The organism is Amorphoplanes digitatis, from assembly GCF_014205335.1.
Lineage (GTDB): Bacteria > Actinomycetota > Actinomycetes > Mycobacteriales > Micromonosporaceae > Actinoplanes > Actinoplanes digitatus.
In genome coordinates, this window is sequence record NZ_JACHNH010000001.1 from 1,897,758 (window position 1) to 1,916,699 (window position 18,942).

Consider the following 18,942-nt stretch of genomic DNA (forward strand, 5'->3'; position numbering starts at 1 on the left):
GGAATCGCCTACCCGGCCGTGAGGAGCCGCTGCTCGGTCACGACCGGCACGGAGAGTGTCTTGTAGCCGACGGTCTCGAAGAGGACCGTCATGCGCTCCGCCTCGTAGCCCATCACCATGCCGGGGCCCCAGTCGGCGTGCCGGACCGTGCTGTGCACGGCGAACGGCTCGGGGCCGGAGGCGCGCTCGGTCCGCGCCGCCGTGCCGCCGGCGCAGTTGTCGCAGTGTCCGCAGGGCTTGGCGAGGTTCTCGCCGAAGTAGGCGAGCAGGGTCTGGGTGCGGCACGCGGTGGTCTGCGCGAAGGCGCGCATCATGTCGTTGCGGGACCGCTGCACGACCTGCCGTCGCTCGTGCTCGGCGGCGGCGGCCTCGGCCGCGGCGGCCGGCAGCGGCGCGAAGACCGGGACCGTCCACTTGTTGCCGTGGCCGGCGACGGCCGCGCCGACCTGCTCGAGCAGGCCGAGCAGCGCGCCGAGCCGGCGGGTGCCGAGGCCCGTCTTCTGCCCGAGCGCCGTCTTGGTTGCCGGGCCGGCGCGCAGCGCGGCGGCCAGCTCGCGGATCTCCACCGGGTCGGGGGCGCCGCCGTTGAAGAACCGTTGGATCGCCTCGTCCTCGGCGCGCCAGAGCAGCAGCGCGCGGCCCGGCTCGCCGTCGCGGCCCATCCGGCCGATCTCCTGGAAGTAGCTGTCCGGCGAGTCCGGCAGCGCGACGTGCGCCACCCAGCGGATGTTGGCCTTGTCGATGCCCATGCCGAACGCCGACGTGGCGACCATGATGTCGATCTTGTCGGCGGTGAAGTCCTCGTGTCGCTGCTCGCGGGCGCCCGAGGCCATGCCGCCGTGGTAGAAGTCGGCCCGGTAGCCGGCATCGGTGAGGCGCTCGGCCAGCTCCTCGGCGGCGCGGCGGGTGGCGACGTAGATGATGCCGGGGCGCGGCGAGGAGTCGAGCAGCGCGGTGAGGCGGCGCCAGCGGTAGTCCTCGTCGGGGCAGTGCGCCACCTCGAGGAAGAGGTTGCGCCGGTCCAGGCCGGAGACGTGGATCTCGGGCCGGTGCAGGTCCAGCCGGGCGATGATGTCGTCGCGCACCGGCGGCGACGCGGTGGCGGTGAGCGCCAGCACGGGCGGGCGGCCGATGCCCTTGATCAGGTGCCCGAGCGACAGGTAGTCGGGCCGGAAGTCGTGACCCCAGGCGGAGATGCAGTGCGCCTCGTCGATCGCGACGAGCCCGGGCCGCAGCGCGCGCACCTCGGCCGTCCACTCCGGATTGCTGAGCTGCTCCGGGGTGATGAAGAGGAACTCCGCCCGGCCCTCGGCGACCTCCCGGATCGCCTCGCGCCGCTGGCGGGGCGTCTCGGCCGAGCTGACCCGCACCGCGCGGACCCGGGGGTCGGCTCGCTCGTTGAGCGCGGCGATCTGGTCCTGCTGAAGGGCGAGCAGCGGCGAGATCACCACCGTCGGCCCGGGCAGCAGCACCGCCGGGATCTGATAGATCGCCGACTTGCCGGCGCCGGTGGGCAGCACGACGAGCGCGTCGCGGCGGCGCAGCACGGCCCGCATGGGCTTGAACTGGCCGGGGCGCAGTGCGGGCCAGCCGAAGTGCCGGCGGGCGACCCTGCGCAGGCGGGGGCCGTATATGGGTAGCTTCATCGAGCGGCCATTGTGCCCCAGGGGTGCGACAGGCAAACGCCGGTTATTTGCCGCCGAACATCCGGCGAATCGCCCAAAACAGGACTAATGCCCCCAACGCGACGCCGAGCAGGCGCACGGCGTGCACCTCGGACCAGTCCACTCCGGAGGCGGCCAGGACCGGGGGAATCGCGTCGTTCAGCACGCATCGCAGCCTAACCGGACGAGCGATGGACCGAACACTTTAAGTAGGCTTAATAGAAAGGTTTGTTGACTGAAACCCGGAAGTGGGTGACCATAAGTCGTCGCCGCGCCCATGACGGTCCCGGCCGATCACGTTGGGGGACGTGCTCGCTGAGCGCGTATGTCGTCACCGGAGGTACGCGGACTTATGCCGAATCATGGGGAACTGCCGGAGCTGGCGGCGACGGTTCTTCAGCCGGGATTCGTCGGCACCACGGTGCCCGACTGGGTCCGTCGCGCGCTCGGCGAGGGGCTGGGCGGCGTCGCGCTGTTCGCCCGCAACGTCGAGACGCCGGCGCAGGTCGCCGCCCTGACCGCGCAGCTGCGCGCGGAGCGCCCGGACGTCATCGTCGCCATCGACGAGGAGGCCGGCGACGTCACCCGCCTCGAGTCGCGGCACGGCAGCTCCCGCCCCGGCAACCTGGGCCTCGGCGCGATCGACGACACCGAGCTGACCAGCGCCGTCGCCCGGGATCTCGGCCTCGAGCTGGCACACGCGGGCATCACGCTCGACTACGCGCCGGACACCGACGTCAACAGCAACCCCGACAATCCGATCATCGGGGTACGGGCGTTCGGCGCCGAGCCCGACCTCGTCGCCCGGCACGGCGCGGCGTGGATCCGCGGCCTCCAGGAGGCCGGCGTGGCCGCCTGCGCCAAGCACTTCCCGGGCCACGGCGACACCGCCGTCGACTCGCACCACGCCGTACCGCTCATCGACCGCAGCCGGGCGCGCCTCGCCGAGGTCGAGCTCGTGCCGTTCCGGGCGGCCATCGCCGCCGGCGTGCAATCGGTGATGACCGGCCACCTGCTGGTGCCCGCCTACGACCCCGACCTGCCCGCGACGCTGAGCCGGCGCATCCTCACCGGGCTGCTCCGCGAGGAGCTGGGCTTCGACGGGCTGATCGTCACCGACGGCATCGAGATGCAGGGCGTGCGCCGCACCTTCGGGCTCGAGGGCGCCACGGTGCGGGCCCTGGCCGCCGGCGCCGACGCCATCTGCGTCGGCGGCGACCACGCCGACGAGCACACCGCGATCCGGCTGCGGGACGCGATCGTCGCCGCCGTGCGCAGCGGCGAGCTGACCGAGGCGCGGCTGCGCGACGCCGCCGCCCGGGTACGCCGGCTTGCCGCGTGGACGCAGCAGACGCAGACCGCGATCGGCGCCCGCGCCGTCGCCGACGCCGCCGGCTCCGCCACGCACGAGGTGGCGGTCATCGGCGGCTCGGCCGTCGGCCAGGCCGCCGCCCGCCGCGCGGTCCGGGTCACCGCCGCCGCGGCCGCACCCGAGCTGCCGCTCACCCGGGCGCCGCACGTCGTCGAGTTCGCGCCGGAGCGCAACATCGCCATCGGCGCCGAGACGCCGTGGGGCGTCGGCGCGCCGCTGAGCACGCTGCTGCCGGGCACGACCTCGGTGCGGCTGAGCGCCGAGGACCTGGCGGGCGTCGCCGATGTCGCGGGGCTGATCCTGGCCGGGGTCGGCGCGCGCCCGCTGGTGCTTGTCGTGCGGGACGCGCACCGGCACCCGTGGATCGCCGCCGCGCTCGAGCACGCCCTCGCCGTGCGGCCCGACGCGATCGTGGTGGAGATGGGCGTGCCGGTCGCGATCAGCGGCGGCATACACCTGGCGACGTTCGGTGCGACAAGGGCCTGTGGCCAGGCGGCCGCCGAGATCATCGCCGGCACCTCGGTTCCGCACCCGTCCCGGCAGGCGCTCGCGGCCTGAGTGCTCCGGCTGGCGGGCGGCCCGTACCCTGGTCCCGTGACAAACCCCCCGGTACGCCGCCTCGCCGCCCTGCTCGCCTCCGCAGCCCTCGGGCTGACGCTGCTCGCCGGGTGCAGCAGCGACAACGTCGATTGCAGCCTGGACCAGTGCACCGTCACGCTGGAGCGCAGCACCAGCGCGAGCGCCAGCGTCCTCGGCGTGGAGGCCAAGTTCGTCAGCGCCGACGCCGGCACGGTGACCCTCGAGGTGGCCGGGGAGCAGATCCAGCTGAGCAAGGGCCAGCAGGCCGTCGACGTCGGTGGCCTCCAGGTCTCGCTGAACAGCATCACCGCCGACAACATCAGCTTCGTGGTGGCCCGCCAGTAGCAGGTTTCAACATTCGCGGCGCGGGTCAAACCAAGTCGCATGTCTGCCACCGAGCACGTCCGAGGCACGGCCTCACGCGCCGCCGACAGCAAGCCCCTCGAGCTGGTCGCCCGTGGTGGTTTCGTCATGTACGGCGTCATCCATCTGCTCTTCGCCTGGCTCGCGCTCCAGGTCGCGTTCGGCAACTCGGCCGAGAGCGACCAGTCCGGCGCGATCCAGCACCTCGCCGCTCAGCCGTTCGGCAAGTTCCTCGTTGTCGTCTCCGTCATCGGGATGATCGGCCTGGCCGTCTGGCAGGCCTTCGAGGCCGCGATCGGGGAGAGCGGCGTGCGGGGCCGGACGGCGCTCGTCGAGCGGGTCGTCTCCGGCTTCCGGGCGGTGCTGTACCTCTACTTCGCCTGGATCGGCGTCAAGGTGCTGCAAGGCGTGAACGCCTCGACCGGGGACAGCCAGGAGAAGAACGCGTCGACCATGATGGACGGTTCCGGCGGCCGCCTGCTCATCGGCATCGTCGGTATCGCGGTCGCCGCCATCGGCATCGGCCTGGTGGTGTACGGCGTCACCGGCAAGTTCGAGAAGCACCTCAACACCCACCAGATGAACGCCACCGTGCGCCGGACGACCCGGCGGCTCGGCGTCGCCGGCTACTCGGCCAAGGGCGTCGCCTACACGATCGCCGGCGCCCTGATCGTGGCCGCCGCGGTCACCTACGACCCGGAGAAGGCGCGCGGCCTCGACGCCGCGCTCAAGCTGCTGGCCGGCCAGCCGTACGGGCCGTGGCTGCTGGGCCTGGTGGCGCTGGGCATCGCGGCGTACGGCGTCTACTGCTTCTCGCAGTCGCGCTACCGCAAGGTGTGACGTATACCTAGCCCTGTGACCAGCATCCTGACCGCCCTGCTCGCCGTCGTCATCGCGGCGGGCTCGGCGCTTCTGCTCGCCGAGGCCGTGCACTGGATCGTCAAGCGCCTCGGCCGGCGATCGACCCTGCTGAGCGAGCTGGCGGCGACGGCGCACCGGCCCTTCCTCGCCGTGCTCACCGCGTTCGCGGTGCAGCAGGCGGTCCGCGGCTTCGCCGGGGACTTCCCCGGCCGCGAGCTCGTGCTGCACGGCCTGGTGCTCCTCGTGGTCGCGTCGGCGGCGTGGCTGGTCGGCGCGCTCCTGCTGGTGCTCGAGGACGTCGCGCTGGCGCGCTGGCGGGTCGACGTGCCGGACAACCTGAAGGCCCGGCGGCTCAGGACCCAGGTGGTGATGCTGCGCCGGGTCACCGTGGCCGGCATCGTGGTGGTCACCGTCGGGGTGATGCTGATGACCTTCCCCGAGGTGCGCGCGCTCGGCGTGAGCGTGCTCGCCTCGGCGGGCCTGATCAGCGTCATCGCCGCGCTGGCGGCGCAGAGCACGCTGGGCAACCTGATCGCCGGCCTCCAGCTCGCCTTCAGCGACGCGGTGCGCATCGACGACGTGGTGGTCGTCGAGAACGAGTGGGGCCGCATCGAGGAGATGACGCTCACCTACGTCGCCGTGCAGATCTGGGACGACCGGCGCCTCATCCTGCCCACCTCCTACTTCACCACCAAGCCGTTCCAGAACTGGACGCGTACCGACTCCGCCGTGCTGGGCACCGCCGAGATCGACGTGGACTGGTCGGCACCGGTCGAGCCCCTGCGTGCCGAGCTGCGCGCGGTCTGCGAGGGCACCGAGCTGTGGGACGGCCGGGTCTGCGTTCTCCAGGTGACCGACGCGGTCGGCGGTATGATCCGGTTACGGGCGCTGGTCAGCGCCGGCGACGCCGGTTCGCTGTGGGACCTGCGCTGCCTGGTCCGCGAGCGGCTGGTCGCCTGGGTGTTCGAGCACCGGCGCGACGCGCTGCCGCGGCTGCGCGCCGACGTGGCGAACGAGGAGCCCGTGGCGCCCGACCGGCCCGCGGTGCCGGCGCAGGCCGGTTCGGATGCTCCCGACGACGGCCGGGTCTTCGGCGGCGCGGGCGACGGCGACGAGCGGGCCGCCACCTTCGGTGGACCCGAAGAGCCCTCGAGAGCCTCCACGTCCGGTATGCGGCAGTAATTCCGGGCCTCGGTTTGCGAGGATTGACCCGGCCCTGCGCAGGGCATTAAGCCGTCATTGGGAAGGAGGACACCATGGCCGATGTCCTGAACGGAAGCCCGGCCCGTCCGGTGACCGACCAGTCCACCTCGGAGTTGGTGCAGCAGGCGACCGAGCAGCTGTCTCGCCTGGTGCGGGACGAGATCACCCTTGCGAAGGCGGAGCTCGCGGAGAAGGCTAAGCACGCCGGAATCGGTGCGGGCCTGTTCGGCGGGGGTGCGGCGTTCGCGTTCTACGGCGTCGGCGCGCTGTTCGCCACGCTGATCATCGTCCTCGACCTGTTCCTGCCGCTGTGGCTGGCCGCGCTGATCGTGACCGTGGTGCTGTTCGCCACGGCCGCTGTCCTGGCGCTGCTCGGCAAGCGGCAGGTGAGCAAGGCGGTCCCGCCGGAGCCCTCGGCCGCGATGGCCAGCGCGAAGGCGGACGTCGACGAGGTCAAGCACGCGATCAAGACCAGGAGCCTGGCATGAGCAACGTGAACGGATCGGCTGGTGGGCGGCCCGATGTGACGGCCCTCCGCGAGGAAATCAGGCAGACTCGCGCCGATCTCGGCGAGACCGTGCAGGCCCTGGCGGCCAAGGCGGACGTGAAGGCGAGAGCGCGGGAGCAGGTCGCGCAGACCAAGCAGCGGGCGCGGGTGCGGGTGCACGACGCGTCCGTGAAGGTGCGGAGCAACCCGGTGCCGTTCGCCGCCGCGCTGGTGGCGGGCGCCGCCCTGGTCGGCGTCATCCTGATCGTGCGGGGGAGGCTCAAGTGAGCCACATGCTGCGCAAGGTGGCGTACAAGCCCGTCGGACTGCTGCTCGGCGTCGCCGCCGGCGCGGTGGCGGGCTTCGTCTTCAAGGAGGTCTGGAGGCTCGCCTCCGGCGACGACGACGCACCGAACGCCACGGACGAGGATCGGGGCTGGGGCGAGATCATCGCCGCGGCGGCGCTACAAGGCGCGATCTTCGCAACGGTAAAGGCGCTCGTCGATCGCGGTGGCGCGGCCGGTATCCGTCGTATCACCGGCGAGTGGCCGGACTGACATTTCGCCACGCATAGACCGTGGCCGGGGCGCCGCCCGGACTCGGCATAGACCTCGGTCGAGGCTTCAGGTGCCCGTCTGAGCGCTGCTGAAGGCCTATTCAGGCGTTGGCGGGCCCGACTGGATTCGTCCAGGGGGCAGCCTTCGGACTGCTTCTTCGGGTACAGTGTGGCCAGTTTTTGTGTAAGTGGTTCAGGGGCTCGTCCTTCTGAAAAGCCGCCCCCTCGCGGTGCCGCTGCTCGAAAACGACCATCGGCCCCGCATCACCGGGCCGGCATTTTCAGAAGGAGAGTTCAGCATGGCGCAAGGAACCGTGAAGTGGTTCAACGCAGACAAGGGCTTCGGCTTCATCACCGTCGACGGCGGGGGTGCTGACGTGTTCGTCCACTTCTCGGCCATCCAGACGAGCGGCTACCGCACTCTGGAAGAGAACCAGCGGGTCGAGTTCGAGATCGCCCAGGGCCAGAAGGGCCCGCAGGCGGAGCAGGTTCGCCCGCTCTGAGACCAACCTGCCGGCGTCGCCGCCGGCCGTCGATCGCCTGGCGGAGATCGGCTTGAGTGACCCCGCATCCCCCCTCAGGGGGTGCGGGGTTTTTCTGTGCCCGTCAGGGCTGCTGCTTGCTCCGCGCGCGGACCCGGATGCCGGTGACGATCATCAAGAGCCCGGCGATCACGACGATCGGCCCGATGACGGCCCAGAGCGTGACGCCGCTCATCACGCTGCCGCCGAGCAGGTCGAGGCCCTGAGCCGTCCAGAGCCCGCCCACCACGACGCAGAGCAGGCCCGCGGTGAGCCAGGTCCAACCCTTCATCGGCACTCCCTCACCAGCGGTCATGGACCTGCGGCCTGATCAACTCGTCGTACACGGCGCGGACCGCCTCGTGCGTCGCGGCGTCCAGCGGCGCCAGCGCGGCGGCCGACGCGTTGCCGCGCGCCTGCTCCGGGTTGCGCGCGCCGGGGATGACCACCGTGACCCCGTCCTGGTCGGCGATCCAGCGCAGCGCGAACTGCGCCATCGTCGCGCCCGCCGGCACGTGCGGCCGCAGCCGGCGCACGGCCTCGAGCCCGGTGCCGAAGTCCACACCGGAGAAGGTCTCGCCGACGTCGAAGGCCTCGCCGTGCCGGTTGTAGTTGCGGTGGTCGTCGGCGCCGAACGTGGTCTGCTCGTCGTAGCGGCCGGAGAGCAGGCCGCTGGCCAGCGGCACCCGGGCGATGATGCCGACGCCCGCCGCCGCGGCGGCGGGCAGCACCCGCTCGAGGGGCTTGAGCCGCAGCGCGTTCAGGATGATCTGGACGCTCGCGGTGCCGGGGCGCTCGATCGCCGCGAGCGCCTCGTCGACCCGCTCGACGCTCACGCCGTATGCCGCGATGCGCTTCTCCTGGACCAGCGTGTCCAGGGCGTCGTAGACCGCGCCGGTGGAGAAGACCGGGGTCGGCGGGCAGTGCAGCTGCACCAGGTCGAGGGTGTCGACGCCGAGGTTGGCGCGGGAGCGGTCGGTCCAGGCCCGGAAGTTGTCGAGCGAGTAGTTCTCCGGCTCCTGCGGCATCCGGCGGCCCATCTTGGTCGCCACGGTCAGCTGCGGCCGGCCCTTGATGAACTGCCCGATGACCTGCTCGCTGCGGCCGTCGCCGTAGACGTCGGCGGTGTCGATGAAGGTTACGCCGGCGTCCACCGCCGCGGCGAGCGTCGCGTGCGCGTCGTCCTCGCTGACGGTGCCCCAGTCGGCGCCGAGCTGCCAGGCGCCGAGCCCGATGACGCCGACGGTGCGGCCCATCCGGTCGAAGGTGCGATTCTCCACCTCGTGACCCTATCCGTCCGGTGGTACGGTGCAAAAAAGACGTACGTACGGTTTGGAGGCGCGCATGTGGGATCCCGCCGTCTATCACCGCTTCGGCAACGAGCGCTCACGCCCGTTCTTCGACCTCCTGGCCCGGGTCGGCGCCGAGCGGCCGCGGGCCGTCACCGACCTCGGCTGCGGTTCCGGCGAGCTCACCGCGACCCTCGCGGCGCGCTGGCCCGGAGCCCGGGTCACCGGGCTGGACTCCTCGCCCGAGATGATCGCCAAGGCGCGGGGCCTGGACACGCCGGTGGAGTTCGCCGTCGCAGACCTGCGCGACTGGCGGCCCGGACCGGACACCGACGTGGTCGTCACCAACGCCGCGCTCCAGTGGGTGCCCGGCCACCGAGACCTGATCGGCCGATGGGCCCGGGCGCTGCCGTCCGGCGCCTGCCTCGCCATGCAGGTGCCCGGCAACTTCGCCGCGCCGTCGCACCGCGCCCTCCAGGAGCTCGCCCGCGGCGAGCCGTACCGGGCGGCGATCGGCGAGATCGTGCGGGAGGCGCCGGTGGACGATCCGAGCGGCTACGCCGCGCTGCTGACCGGCGCCGGTGCGGCCGTCGACGCCTGGGAGACCACCTACGTGCACCTGCTGCCGGAGACGGGCGCGGACCACCCGGTCCTGCGCTGGATGGAGGGCACCGCGCTGCGCCCGGTGAAGGCGGCGCTGGACGACACGCGGTGGCGCGATCTCCGTGCCGCGCTCGGCGCCCGGCTGGCGGCCGAATACCCTGCGCACAACGGATTTGTGGCGTTCCCGTTCCGCCGAATCTTCGTGGTTGCAGAACTTTAGGGGGAGAAGTTGACCGATCTGACCTCGTTCATCGCCGGGCTGCCCAAGGCCGAGCTGCACGTGCACCACGTCGGATCCGCCTCGCCGCGCATCGTCGCCGAGCTGGCGGCCCGGCACGAGGGCGCGAGCCCGGTGCCGGCCGACCCGGCGGCGCTCGCCGACTACTTCGCGTTCCGCGACTTCGGCCACTTCATCGAGGTCTACCTCAGCGTGGTCGATCTGATCCGTGACGACGAGGACGTCCGGACGCTCACCTACGAGGTGGCCCGGGAGCTGGCCCGTCAGCAGGTCCGGTACGCCGAGCTGACCATCACGCCGTACTCGCACGTGCGGCGGGGCATCCCGGCGGCGGAGTTCTGCGCGGCCATCGAGGACGCCCGCAGGAGCGCCGCCGCCGACTTCGGGATCGACCTGCGCTGGTGCTTCGACATCCCGGGCGAGGCGGGGCTGCCGGCCGCCGAGGAGACGCTGCGGATCGCGCTCGAGGAGCGGCCCGACGGGCTGATCAGCTTCGGACTGGGCGGCCCGGAGGTCGGCGTGCCGCGGCCGCAGTTCAAGCCGTACTTCGACAAGGCCCGCGCGGCCGGGCTGCGCAGCGTCCCGCACGCGGGTGAGACCACCGGGCCGGAGACGATCTGGTCCGCGCTGCGCGACCTGGGCGCCGAGCGCATCGGGCACGGCGTCTCCGCCGCCGGCGACCCGGAGCTGATGGCCTACCTGGCCGACAACCAGGTGCCGCTGGAGGTCTGCCCGACCTCGAACGTGCGGACCCGTGCCGTGCCGAGCCTCGACGAGCATCCGCTGCCGGCCCTGGTCGCCGCGGGCGTGCCCGTGACGATCAACTCCGACGACCCGCCGATGTTCGGCACCACCCTGGAGGAGGAGTACGCGGTGGCCGCGCGACTGCTCGGCCTCGACACGGCCGGGGTGGCCGAGCTGGCCCGCGCGGCGGTGCGCGCCTCGTTCCTCCCGGCCGGCGGCAAGTCCGCCCTACTTGCCGAGATCGACGGCTACGCCGCCGGCTAGCGGCCGAAGCCGGCGTAGAGGGGGTCCTGCCAGATCGCGAGCACCGCGAGGATGCCCAGCGTCAGGATCGTGACCACCCGTACGACCCGGCGCCGGTTGAACCGGCCCGGGTCGTCGTCCGGCTCGAGCTCCGGGTCGGTCCGTACGTCCGTGTCCAGCATCGTGACTCCCCTCGCCCGGACCTCAGCCGGGAACCGCCGTCCAACTCTGGTGCCGGGCCTTGTCCGGCTGTTGCAGGACGAGCAGCCGGGCGGCGCCGAAGCGCTGACTGCCCACGCCGGCGACCAGGTCACCGACGGTGGTACGCAGGCTGAATCCGTGGTCGGTGGCGAACAGCGACCACCGGCCGGCGACGGCGCTCGCGCAGTCTCCCTGCACCAGCGGCGCGCCCGCCACCGGGTTGCCGCCCAGCGGCACCACGCACTTGCCGGTGGCCCGGGACTGGAGGCTGTAGCCGCCCCCGCCGGCCGGCACGAGCCGCCACTGCTGCTGCGAGTCGCCGTCCACCCCGCCGAGCGAGAGCGGCGTGCCGTTCGCGGTCCTTGCCGCGTACAGGTCCGCGGCGCCGCCGGTGAGCGAGTTCGTCAGCACGAACCACGCGTTCGCCGCCGGCCGTGCCGCGGGCGCCGACTGCGCCGTTGCCCGGGCGAGGTAGCCGTTCGCGGTGCTGCGGATGCTCACCTGGTACTTGGCGTCCGGGCGCAGCCCGATGAGCCGGGCCCGGGTGGCGACCGTCGTCGCGACCTTCACCCCGTCGACCTGCACCTCGTACGTGGCACCCGGCGCGGCGGCGCCCCAGGTGAGCCGGACGGAGGTGCTCGTCGGGTCACGTACCTCGAGGAAGGCCTGCGCCGGCGCGGCGGCCGGGTCCGTGGCGACGACCTCCGGTGGCGGCCCGGTGGCCTCCTCGACGGGCGCGCCCGTCGTCGGCGCCGGCAGGCCGGGCACCGGAACCACCGGTCCGCCGGGCGGCGGGCCGTCGCCGCCGCCGTCGGACACGTCGCCGCCGCTCGCGCCCGGCACGGGCACGCCCGGCGCCTGCGTCGGCGCGGTGGGCGGGGTGGCCCGCGGTGTCACGGAGGGCTTCGCGTCCGGCTGGTTCGGTGCGTCCGGCGCCTCGTCGCCGCCGTCGCCGCCCAGCAGGAACTCGCTCTGCGCGACGTTCCAGTTCTTCGCCAGGTAGCTGCCCGGCGCCGGGTCGGTGCTGAAGTAGTCGTCGTGACCGCAGTCGAGGCGGTTCTCGTGCTTCTTCGGGCAGACCGTGCGCAGCGCGGTGCCCGAGCGGTCGCCGGAGCAGAGCAGGTCGTGGTCGTCGGTGCAGCTGCCGGCGCCGGTGGAGTTGGGCGAGTCCTGTAGCAGGGCGCCCAGCATCTGGGTGGTCTGCTGCGCGGCGACCGCCGAGCTCCAGCAGCCCGAGTCGACCCGGCCGTACGACGGACCGCCGTTGTTGCGGTTGCCCAGCCCCGGCCGGCTATCGGCGATGAACGTGCCGATGCCGCAGTACACGTTGGTGTCCGCGAAGATCAGGTACTTTCGGTCGGTCCGGTTGTAGCCGAGCGTCTGCAACGCGGCGATGTTGCCGGTGAACGACTCGAGCGCGCCCTCCGGAAGCTGCACCTCGGCGACGTCGACCCGGCACTGCGGCGTGGTCACGAAGCGGATGTGGCGCGAGCCGCCGGTCTCGGCCGCGCTCGCGTCGAAGATCTGGTCGACGCCCGCGGACCAGGTGCGGATCGAGCCGACGAAGCCGGTGAAGCGGCTCGGCGTGCCGAACTCGTGCAGGTAGAGCACCTGGACCCGCTTGCCGGTCCGGCCGTCGCCCTCGCAGGCGACGTCGTGCGCGCCCATGATGAAGTCCGCCTCGCCGGGCGCGGCGTCCGGGATCAGCGCGGGCGCGCCCGGCGACAGGGAGCTGCCGCCCTGGTCGCGGACGATCTCGGCGTCCGGCGGCACCGTCGCGGCCTCGCGCCTCGGCTCCTCCGGCTCCGGCGCCTTCACGGTCACCGGCGGCACGTCGCGGCTCACCGCGAGCCCGGCCGGTGCCGTGTCCGGGCCGTGCGTGCAGGTCTCCTCGTCGAGCTCGTACATGCCCGCGCAGAGCGAGCCCTTGCCGGCCGGCACCAGTCCGTCGTAGACCAGGCCCTGGCCGGGGTCGTCCTCCGGCAGGGACGCGTAGGTGATCCGCTCGCGGTCGCCGCCGCCGTCCGGGCTCCAGGCGTCGCCGACGACGCTCGGCCCGACCACGCCGCCGATGCCCAGCACGGCGACGCCCAGCACCACCGGCAGCAGCCGGTGCGGTCGGTGGGTCGCGCGACGCCGTCCGCGCTCGGGGACCGGGCGCCGCCGGCCCGGCAGCGCCTCCCCACGCAGCGCGGACTGTCGGTGGCTGGACAAACCATCTCCTCGTGCTGCGGGGGCGCGGTGGGAGGGGGTTATGGGGTGACCACCTCCCACCGCTGATCGGCTCGTCCGGCCCAGAGTGTGGGGTCGTGCCGTGGGACGCGGACCGGAAAGCCGGATGGGACCGGGATAGAGCGTGTCAGTCCTGGCGCGCCAGGGGAACGCCTTTAATACAGATCTAAGCAATTGTTGTACCGTCCGGGTGTTTCGCGCGTGCGGTGCTCCGCGGCCGGCGTTCACGTCTCGTCCGTGCGCTGATGCGGCCACATGCGCTTCACCGGATCGCGTTCCCGGGCCAGCCGCCCGACCAGCCCGAACCGGCTCGCCTGTTTCGGCAGGGCCTCGGCGTCGGCAAGCAGCATCACCACGCTGGCACCGCCCATCGCGGCCCGGTCGATGCTCACCGAGCCGCCGGTTGCCTGCGCGGCCCGCCGCGCGATGTCCAGGCCGAGGCCGGTCGAGCCCTGCTCGCTCTCGCCGCGGCGCAAAGCCTTCTCCGGGTCGTCGATGCCCGGCCCCGCGTCGTCGACCCGGACCGCCGCCCATCCGTCGCGACGGGTGATGCCCACCTCGAACGCCGTGCCCTGCGGGGTGTAGCGGAACACGTTGCCGAGCACGGCGTCGAGCGCCGCGGCCAGCTCCGCCCGCGCCACCGGCACGGGGATGCGCAGGTGCGCGCCGACCACCCGGTACTGCCGGTTCTGGTCGCCGGCGAGCGCCGACCAGAAGACCATCCGGTCGCGGACCACCTCGCTCGCGTCGCAGACGCCCTCCTCGGGCGCGGCGACCTGTGCGGCGACCGCCTGGCGGGTGGTGTTGATCAGCTGGTCGACCTCGGCCTCGAGGGTGACGATCGCCTGCCTGATCCGCCGTATCCCGCGCCGCCGGTCCAGCTCGGCCGCGGAGTACTCGCCGATGTGCGTGTCGTCGGGGTCCAGCGCCTCGGCGTCCAGGCGCAGCACCGTCAGCGGGGTCCGCAACCGGTGCGACAGGTCGGCGACCAGCTCCCGCTCGCTGGTGCGCGAGGTGACCAGCCGGTCGGCCATGCGGTTGAACGCGTACCCGGCCTCGGCCAGCTCGCGCGGGCCGGACGGGTGGATGCGCACGCCCAGGTCGCCGCCGCCGACGGCCATCGCGGCGTGCACCAGGCCGCGCACCGAGGTGACCGCGCCGCGGGCGAGCCGGTCCACCACGATCACCGAGCCGAGGACCAGGCCCAGCATGATGCCGAGCAGGATCCACAGGTCGCGGGCGGTGCCCGCGCTCAGCTCGTCGTCGCTGACGAAGACCTCGACGACCGACGTCTTGTTGCCGGTCCGGGCGGGCTCCAGCACCACCAGGCCGCCGTCCACATCGATCACGAGGGGCTCGGTGCCCTTGGCCGCGTCGAGCACGTCGTCGGCGCCGGCGCGGGTGTTACCGGTCGCGCCCGGCGGGTGCACGATCAGGCCGCCGCCCGCGCCCGCGACGGCGGCGTCGAGCGCCTTGGCGTTCGCGCCGGACACGACGGCGCCCGCGACCTTGGCGCTGCGCTGCTCGGCGGCGGAGATGGCCTGTTCACGGTGGTCCTGACGCAGCTCCCAGCCCAGCGGGACCAGGAACGCGAGTGCGGCGATGGCGGTGGTGGCGGCGCTGACGTAGGCCAGCCGCGCCCTCAGTCCGGCGCCACCAACCGGAATCCGACCCCCCGCACGGTGCGCAGGTAACGAGGCTTCGCCGCGGACTCGCCCAGTTTCCGACGTAGCCAGTACAGATGCACGTCGATCGTCTGGTCCTCGCCGACTGACGGCTGTCGCCATACCTCCTCCAACAGCTCACGACGCGAGACGACCCGGCCCGGTCGGGCGGCCAGGTAAGCCAGCAGGTCGAACTCCTTGCGGGTCAGTGCCAGCGGCTGCTCCGCCAGGCTGGCGCTGCGTTCGCCGATGTCCACCCGCAGGTCGCCGACCTCGTGCACGGCGGGCTGGGTGGTCCGGCTGGCCCGGCCGACGCGGCGCAGCACGGTGGTGATGCGCGCGTCCAGGTGGGCGCCGGTGAACGGCTTGACCATGTAGTCGTCGGCACCGGCCCGGAGCAGGCGGACGACCGTCTGCTCATCGTCACGCGCCGTAGCGATGATGATCGGGATGTCGGTGATGCCGCGCAGCATCCGCAGCGCGTCCGAGCCGTCCAGGTCGGGCAGGCCCAGGTCGAGCACCACCAGGTCAGGGGTCTCCGCGGCGACTCGGCGCAGTGCGTCGAGAGCCGTACCGACGGCGTGCACGGCGTGTCCCCGGTCGGCCAGCGACCGGAGCATCGCACCGCGCACGACGTGGTCGTCTTCGACGAGCAACACCGTGGCCATGCGAAGAAGGTACTGCCCTTGGCAAGCCAGGCCGAATTTGTCATTGAGAGGCAGCTATCAAGCACGGAGCGTAGTCACATTACGGATTATTCGGGCGGATGGCGGTGAGGCGGCTCGCCCTCTCCCCGCCGTCCTGACCGACAGTGACGGTCTCGATCTCCATCCGGGCCGCCCCGCCGGCCGGTCCGGTACCCATTTCGGGGTATACCGCGGCCGCGGGCCGGGTGCCTCGCGCCCCGTCGCGGAAACGGGTGGCCGCGTCGGGCGAAGGATGAGCAAATGGACCTACTAGCATCGTTGTCGACCCCGCAATTCCAGTGAATGGAGAATCACCGTGTCTGCACCCCGTACCCAAGTCGTGGCCGACGCCCTAGTCGTCCCGGCCGGGACTACGGCGGCCGACGCGGTGGCCGCCGCCGGCCTTCCCGCCGCGGGCCCGAAGGCGATCGTCGTCGTGCGCGATCCGGCCGGCCGGCTCCGCGACCTGAACTGGGCGCCGGAGCTGGACACCGAGGTCACCCCGGTGCCGCTCGACTCGCCCGACGGGCTCAACGTGCTGCGCCACTCGACCGCGCACGTGCTCGCCCAGGCCGTGCAGGACGTCTTCCCGGAGGCGAAGCTCGGCATCGGGCCGCCGATCGAGAACGGCTTCTACTACGACTTCGACGTCGCCAAGCCGTTCGTGCCCGAGGATCTGGCGAAGCTCGAGAAGCGGATGCAGGAGATCGTCAAGTCCGGACAGACCTTCCGGCGCCGCGAGTACGGCTCGCTGGACGAGGCCAAGGTCGAGCTGGCGAACGAGCCGTACAAGCTGGAGCTCGTCGACATCAAGGGCGACATCGACGACGCCGAGGTCATGGAGGTGGGCGGCGGCGAGCTGACCCACTACGACAACATCAACAAGGACGGCGAGCGCGTCTGGGGCGACCTGTGCCGCGGGCCGCACCTGCCCAGCACCCGGCTGATCGGCGCGTTCAAGCTGATGCGCAGCGCGGCCGCGTACTGGCGGGGCAGCGAGAAGAACCCCCAGCTACAGCGGATCTACGGCACCGCGTGGCCGACCCGCGACGAGCTGAAGGCGTACCAGAAGCTGCTGGAGGAGGCCGCCCGCCGCGACCACCGCAAGCTCGGCGCCGACCTCGACCTGTTCTCCTTCCCGGAGGAGCTGGGTTCCGGTCTGCCGGTCTTCCACCCCAAGGGCGGCATCATCCGCCGCGAGATGGAGAACTACTCGCGGCAGAAGCACGAGGAGGCCGGCTACTCCTTCGTGAACACCCCGCACATCACCAAGGGGCACCTGTTCGAGACCTCCGGGCACCTCGACTGGTACGCGGACGGCATGTTCCCGCCCATGGAGATGGAGGGCGCGAACTACTACCTCAAGCCGATGAACTGCCCGTTCCACGACCTGATCTTCCGGTCCCGGGGACGGTCCTACCGCGAGCTGCCGCTGCGCATGTTCGAGTTCGGCACCGTCTACCGCTACGAGAAGTCCGGCGTCGTGCACGGCCTCACCCGGGTCCGCGGCATGACCCAGGACGACGCGCACATCTTCTGCTCCGACGACCAGCTCGAGGCCGAGCTGACCTCGCTGCTCACCTTCGTGTTGCAGCTGCTCAAGGACTACGGCCTCGACGACTTCTACCTGGAGCTGTCCACCCGCAACCCGGAGAAGTCGGTCGGCACCGAGGAGAACTGGGAGATCGCCACCGAGACCCTGCGCCGGGTCGCCACCGAGTCCGGCCTGGACCTGGTGCCGGACCCGGGCGGCGCGGCGTTCTACGGCCCGAAGATCAGCGTGCAGGCCAAGGACGCGATCGGCCGGACCTGGCAGATGTCGACGATCCAGCTCGACTTCAACCTGCCGGAGCGCTTCGAGCTCGAGTACTCGGCGGCGGACGGCACCCGCAAGCGGCCGATCATGATCCACCGGGCGCTGTTCGGCTCGATCGAGCGCTTCTTCGGCGTGCTCACCGAGCACTACGCGGGCGCGTTCCCGGCCTGGCTGGCGCCGGTGCAGGTGGTCGGCATCCCGATCCGCGACGACCACGCGGACTACCTGGGCGAGTTCGTGGCCCGGCTCCGCAAGGAGGGCATCCGCGCGGAGGTGGACTACTCCGACGACCGGATGCAGAAGAAGATCCGCACCGCGCAGCAGCAGAAGATCCCGTTCATGGCGATCGCCGGCGACGACGACGTGAACGGTGGGACCGTCTCGTTCCGCTACCGCGACGGCTCCCAGCGCAACGGGGTGCCGCTGGACGAGGCGGTGGCGCACGTCGTCGAGGTCGTGCGCTCGCGGGTCAACACCGGGCCGTCCGCGGCCTGACGGACCACGGCGACAGGGGTGGGTGCGCGGCCGCGTACCTGCCCCTGTTCCGCTATACCGGCGGGATCCAGGAGTCCGGGTCGGCGCAGTCCCCGATGGTCATCCGCTCGACCAGGCGGTCCAGCTCCGCGCGCGGCAGCGCCGCGTCGATCGTGACGACGCAGCGTTCCGCCTGGACGGTGAGTCGCCTGCTCCCGTCGTACCAGGCCTCGAACCCGGCGCTTCTGGTCGTGCCCGCGAGCGCGGCGCGGCGCTCGTTCCATGCGGCGTCGCGGGGTGCGATCAGGACGGTGAGGTCGAGGCCGGGCGGCGCCTGCGCGTACACGCCCGCGGCCGCCGGGCCGCGGGTGGCCGCGCTCAGGCCGATCGCCGCCGGGCCCCGGTCGAGCCGCTGGTCGGGGGAGCGCACGTAGGTCAGTTGCAGCCCGGCCGGGAGGACGGTGCCGAGGCGCAGCGGCATCCGCAGGTCACGGGGCGCGCCGACGCGGACGGCCGCGGCCAGCCGGAGCAGGTCGTCACGGTCGACGGCCGCGCCGCCGGTGGCGCGGGCCGGGTCGGCGTAGACGACCACCCAGACGCCGGACGGGTCCGGCCGGCCAACCGCCGCCGTGCGCCACGGCCTCGCGTCGCCGGCGGTGTGCTCGGGGAAGACGAAGGCCGGCAGGTAGTACGCGCCGTTGATCGGCTCGCCGGCGCCGAACTGGCCCTCGTCAAGGGTGCCCGGCGGGAACGCGGTCACCTCGCCGCCGTAGACGCCGTCCGGCCGGCTGCCGAAGGCGACGTCCTGCACGGTCAGGCTCTGCCGCCCGCCGTCGGCGACCGCGGCGGTCACCAGGTAACCCGCGGCGGCGTCCAGGCCGAGCGTGAGCTGCCAGGGCTGCCGCACGACGGCGACGGCCGCCGACGGCGCCGTCGCCTCGTCGTCGTCGCGCATCCGGAGCACGCCGATCGCCACCGCCGCGGCGCAGACGACGAGTGCCACCACGGCCACCGCCGTCGGCGAGACCTCCCGCCGGGGCCGGGTATGCGTCCCACGCATTGTCGTCCACCTCGCATCGATCGCCGCCACTCTATGACGTACGTCGATGTCTCCCGCGCGCGGGCGGTCCGATGGGTACCTGGCCT

The 18,942-nt window shown here is 72.5% G+C and carries 20 protein-coding genes; 11 read left to right on the top strand and 9 right to left on the bottom strand.

All coding sequences use genetic code 11. From position 1 onward, the window contains the following. Window positions 1-8 precede the first annotated feature (8 nt). Together BJ971_RS08600 and BJ971_RS08605 are read right to left on the bottom strand one after the other, a co-directional pair. The gene (locus tag BJ971_RS08600) at window positions 9-1,646 is read right to left on the bottom strand and encodes a RecQ family ATP-dependent DNA helicase (protein ID WP_184991405.1); all 1,638 of its coding nucleotides are present in this window, start codon (window positions 1,644-1,646) and stop codon (window positions 9-11) included. Window positions 1,647-1,689: 43 nt separating this feature from the next. Then, window positions 1,690-1,830 carry a hypothetical protein gene (locus tag BJ971_RS08605; RefSeq protein ID WP_184999369.1) on the bottom strand — a complete coding sequence of 47 codons (141 nt, stop codon included), beginning with the start codon at window positions 1,828-1,830 and terminating at the stop codon, window positions 1,690-1,692. Between the two features lie 186 nt (window positions 1,831-2,016). On the opposite strand from BJ971_RS08605, the gene BJ971_RS08610 reads away from it, so the two are divergent. From BJ971_RS08610 to BJ971_RS08645, 8 genes are all read left to right on the top strand, one after another. Further along, window positions 2,017-3,594, top strand: a complete 1,578-nt coding sequence (locus tag BJ971_RS08610) for a glycoside hydrolase family 3 protein (protein WP_184991407.1) — start codon at window positions 2,017-2,019, stop codon at window positions 3,592-3,594. Between the two features lie 36 nt (window positions 3,595-3,630). Further along, a complete protein-coding gene (locus tag BJ971_RS08615) occupies window positions 3,631-3,960 on the top strand; it encodes a hypothetical protein (protein ID WP_184991409.1) in 330 nt (109 codons plus the stop codon). Window positions 3,961-3,999: 39 nt separating this feature from the next. Continuing rightward, window positions 4,000-4,818: a DUF1206 domain-containing protein gene (locus BJ971_RS08620; protein WP_184991411.1), complete on the top strand. Its 819-nt coding sequence runs from the start codon at window positions 4,000-4,002 to the stop codon at window positions 4,816-4,818. Between the two features lie 15 nt (window positions 4,819-4,833). Then, window positions 4,834-6,021 (top strand): mechanosensitive ion channel family protein, encoded by a 1,188-nt coding sequence (locus tag BJ971_RS08625; RefSeq protein ID WP_184991412.1) that lies wholly within the window; start codon window positions 4,834-4,836, stop codon window positions 6,019-6,021. 74 nt (window positions 6,022-6,095) lie between these two features. Then, window positions 6,096-6,530: a phage holin family protein gene (locus tag BJ971_RS08630; RefSeq protein WP_184991414.1), complete on the top strand. Its 435-nt coding sequence runs from the start codon at window positions 6,096-6,098 to the stop codon at window positions 6,528-6,530. Next, window positions 6,527-6,817: a DUF3618 domain-containing protein gene (locus BJ971_RS08635; protein WP_184991416.1), complete on the top strand. Its 291-nt coding sequence runs from the start codon at window positions 6,527-6,529 to the stop codon at window positions 6,815-6,817. Before BJ971_RS08630 ends, BJ971_RS08635 begins: the two co-directional genes overlap by 4 nt. A gap of 5 nt (window positions 6,818-6,822) precedes the next feature. Then, window positions 6,823-7,086, top strand: coding sequence for a DUF4235 domain-containing protein (locus BJ971_RS08640; protein ID WP_184998734.1), 264 nt, complete (start codon window positions 6,823-6,825; stop codon window positions 7,084-7,086). Window positions 7,087-7,384: 298 nt separating this feature from the next. Next, entirely contained in the window at window positions 7,385-7,588 is a 204-nt protein-coding gene (locus tag BJ971_RS08645; RefSeq protein WP_011905669.1) for a cold-shock protein, read from the top strand. Window positions 7,589-7,691: 103 nt separating this feature from the next. Here the strand turns inward: BJ971_RS08645 and BJ971_RS08650 are convergent, their stop codons facing one another. Together BJ971_RS08650 and BJ971_RS08655 are read right to left on the bottom strand one after the other, a co-directional pair. After that, window positions 7,692-7,898, bottom strand: a complete 207-nt coding sequence (locus tag BJ971_RS08650; protein ID WP_184991418.1) for a hypothetical protein — start codon at window positions 7,896-7,898, stop codon at window positions 7,692-7,694. Window positions 7,899-7,908: 10 nt separating this feature from the next. Then, a complete protein-coding gene (locus tag BJ971_RS08655; protein ID WP_184991420.1) occupies window positions 7,909-8,886 on the bottom strand; it encodes an aldo/keto reductase in 978 nt (325 codons plus the stop codon). Window positions 8,887-8,950: 64 nt separating this feature from the next. Between BJ971_RS08655 and BJ971_RS08660 the strand changes: the two genes are divergently transcribed. Both BJ971_RS08660 and BJ971_RS08665 read left to right on the top strand, forming a co-directional pair. Further along, the gene (locus BJ971_RS08660; RefSeq protein ID WP_184991422.1) at window positions 8,951-9,718 is read left to right on the top strand and encodes a trans-aconitate 2-methyltransferase; all 768 of its coding nucleotides are present in this window, start codon (window positions 8,951-8,953) and stop codon (window positions 9,716-9,718) included. A gap of 9 nt (window positions 9,719-9,727) precedes the next feature. Further along, window positions 9,728-10,744, top strand: a complete 1,017-nt coding sequence (locus BJ971_RS08665; protein ID WP_184991424.1) for an adenosine deaminase — start codon at window positions 9,728-9,730, stop codon at window positions 10,742-10,744. Here BJ971_RS08665 and BJ971_RS08670 read toward each other — a convergent pair. From BJ971_RS08670 to BJ971_RS08685, 4 genes are all read right to left on the bottom strand, one after another. Then, the gene (locus tag BJ971_RS08670; protein ID WP_184991426.1) at window positions 10,741-10,905 is read right to left on the bottom strand and encodes a hypothetical protein; all 165 of its coding nucleotides are present in this window, start codon (window positions 10,903-10,905) and stop codon (window positions 10,741-10,743) included. The two genes, BJ971_RS08665 and BJ971_RS08670, sit on opposite strands and share 4 nt — an antisense overlap. A gap of 22 nt (window positions 10,906-10,927) precedes the next feature. Beyond that, a complete protein-coding gene (locus BJ971_RS08675) occupies window positions 10,928-13,138 on the bottom strand; it encodes an RICIN domain-containing protein (RefSeq protein WP_184991428.1) in 2,211 nt (736 codons plus the stop codon). Between the two features lie 242 nt (window positions 13,139-13,380). Beyond that, the gene (locus tag BJ971_RS08680) at window positions 13,381-14,790 is read right to left on the bottom strand and encodes a HAMP domain-containing sensor histidine kinase (protein WP_221479254.1); all 1,410 of its coding nucleotides are present in this window, start codon (window positions 14,788-14,790) and stop codon (window positions 13,381-13,383) included. An 8-nt stretch (window positions 14,791-14,798) separates the two neighbouring features. Further along, window positions 14,799-15,488: a response regulator transcription factor gene (locus BJ971_RS08685; RefSeq protein ID WP_184991431.1), complete on the bottom strand. Its 690-nt coding sequence runs from the start codon at window positions 15,486-15,488 to the stop codon at window positions 14,799-14,801. A 334-nt stretch (window positions 15,489-15,822) separates the two neighbouring features. Between BJ971_RS08685 and thrS the strand changes: the two genes are divergently transcribed. Beyond that, entirely contained in the window at window positions 15,823-17,817 is a 1,995-nt protein-coding gene (thrS, locus tag BJ971_RS08690) for a threonine--tRNA ligase (RefSeq protein ID WP_184991433.1), read from the top strand. Window positions 17,818-17,869: 52 nt separating this feature from the next. Here thrS and BJ971_RS08695 read toward each other — a convergent pair whose 3' ends face one another. Beyond that, window positions 17,870-18,856: a hypothetical protein gene (locus BJ971_RS08695; RefSeq protein WP_184991435.1), complete on the bottom strand. Its 987-nt coding sequence runs from the start codon at window positions 18,854-18,856 to the stop codon at window positions 17,870-17,872. Window positions 18,857-18,942 lie beyond the last annotated feature (86 nt).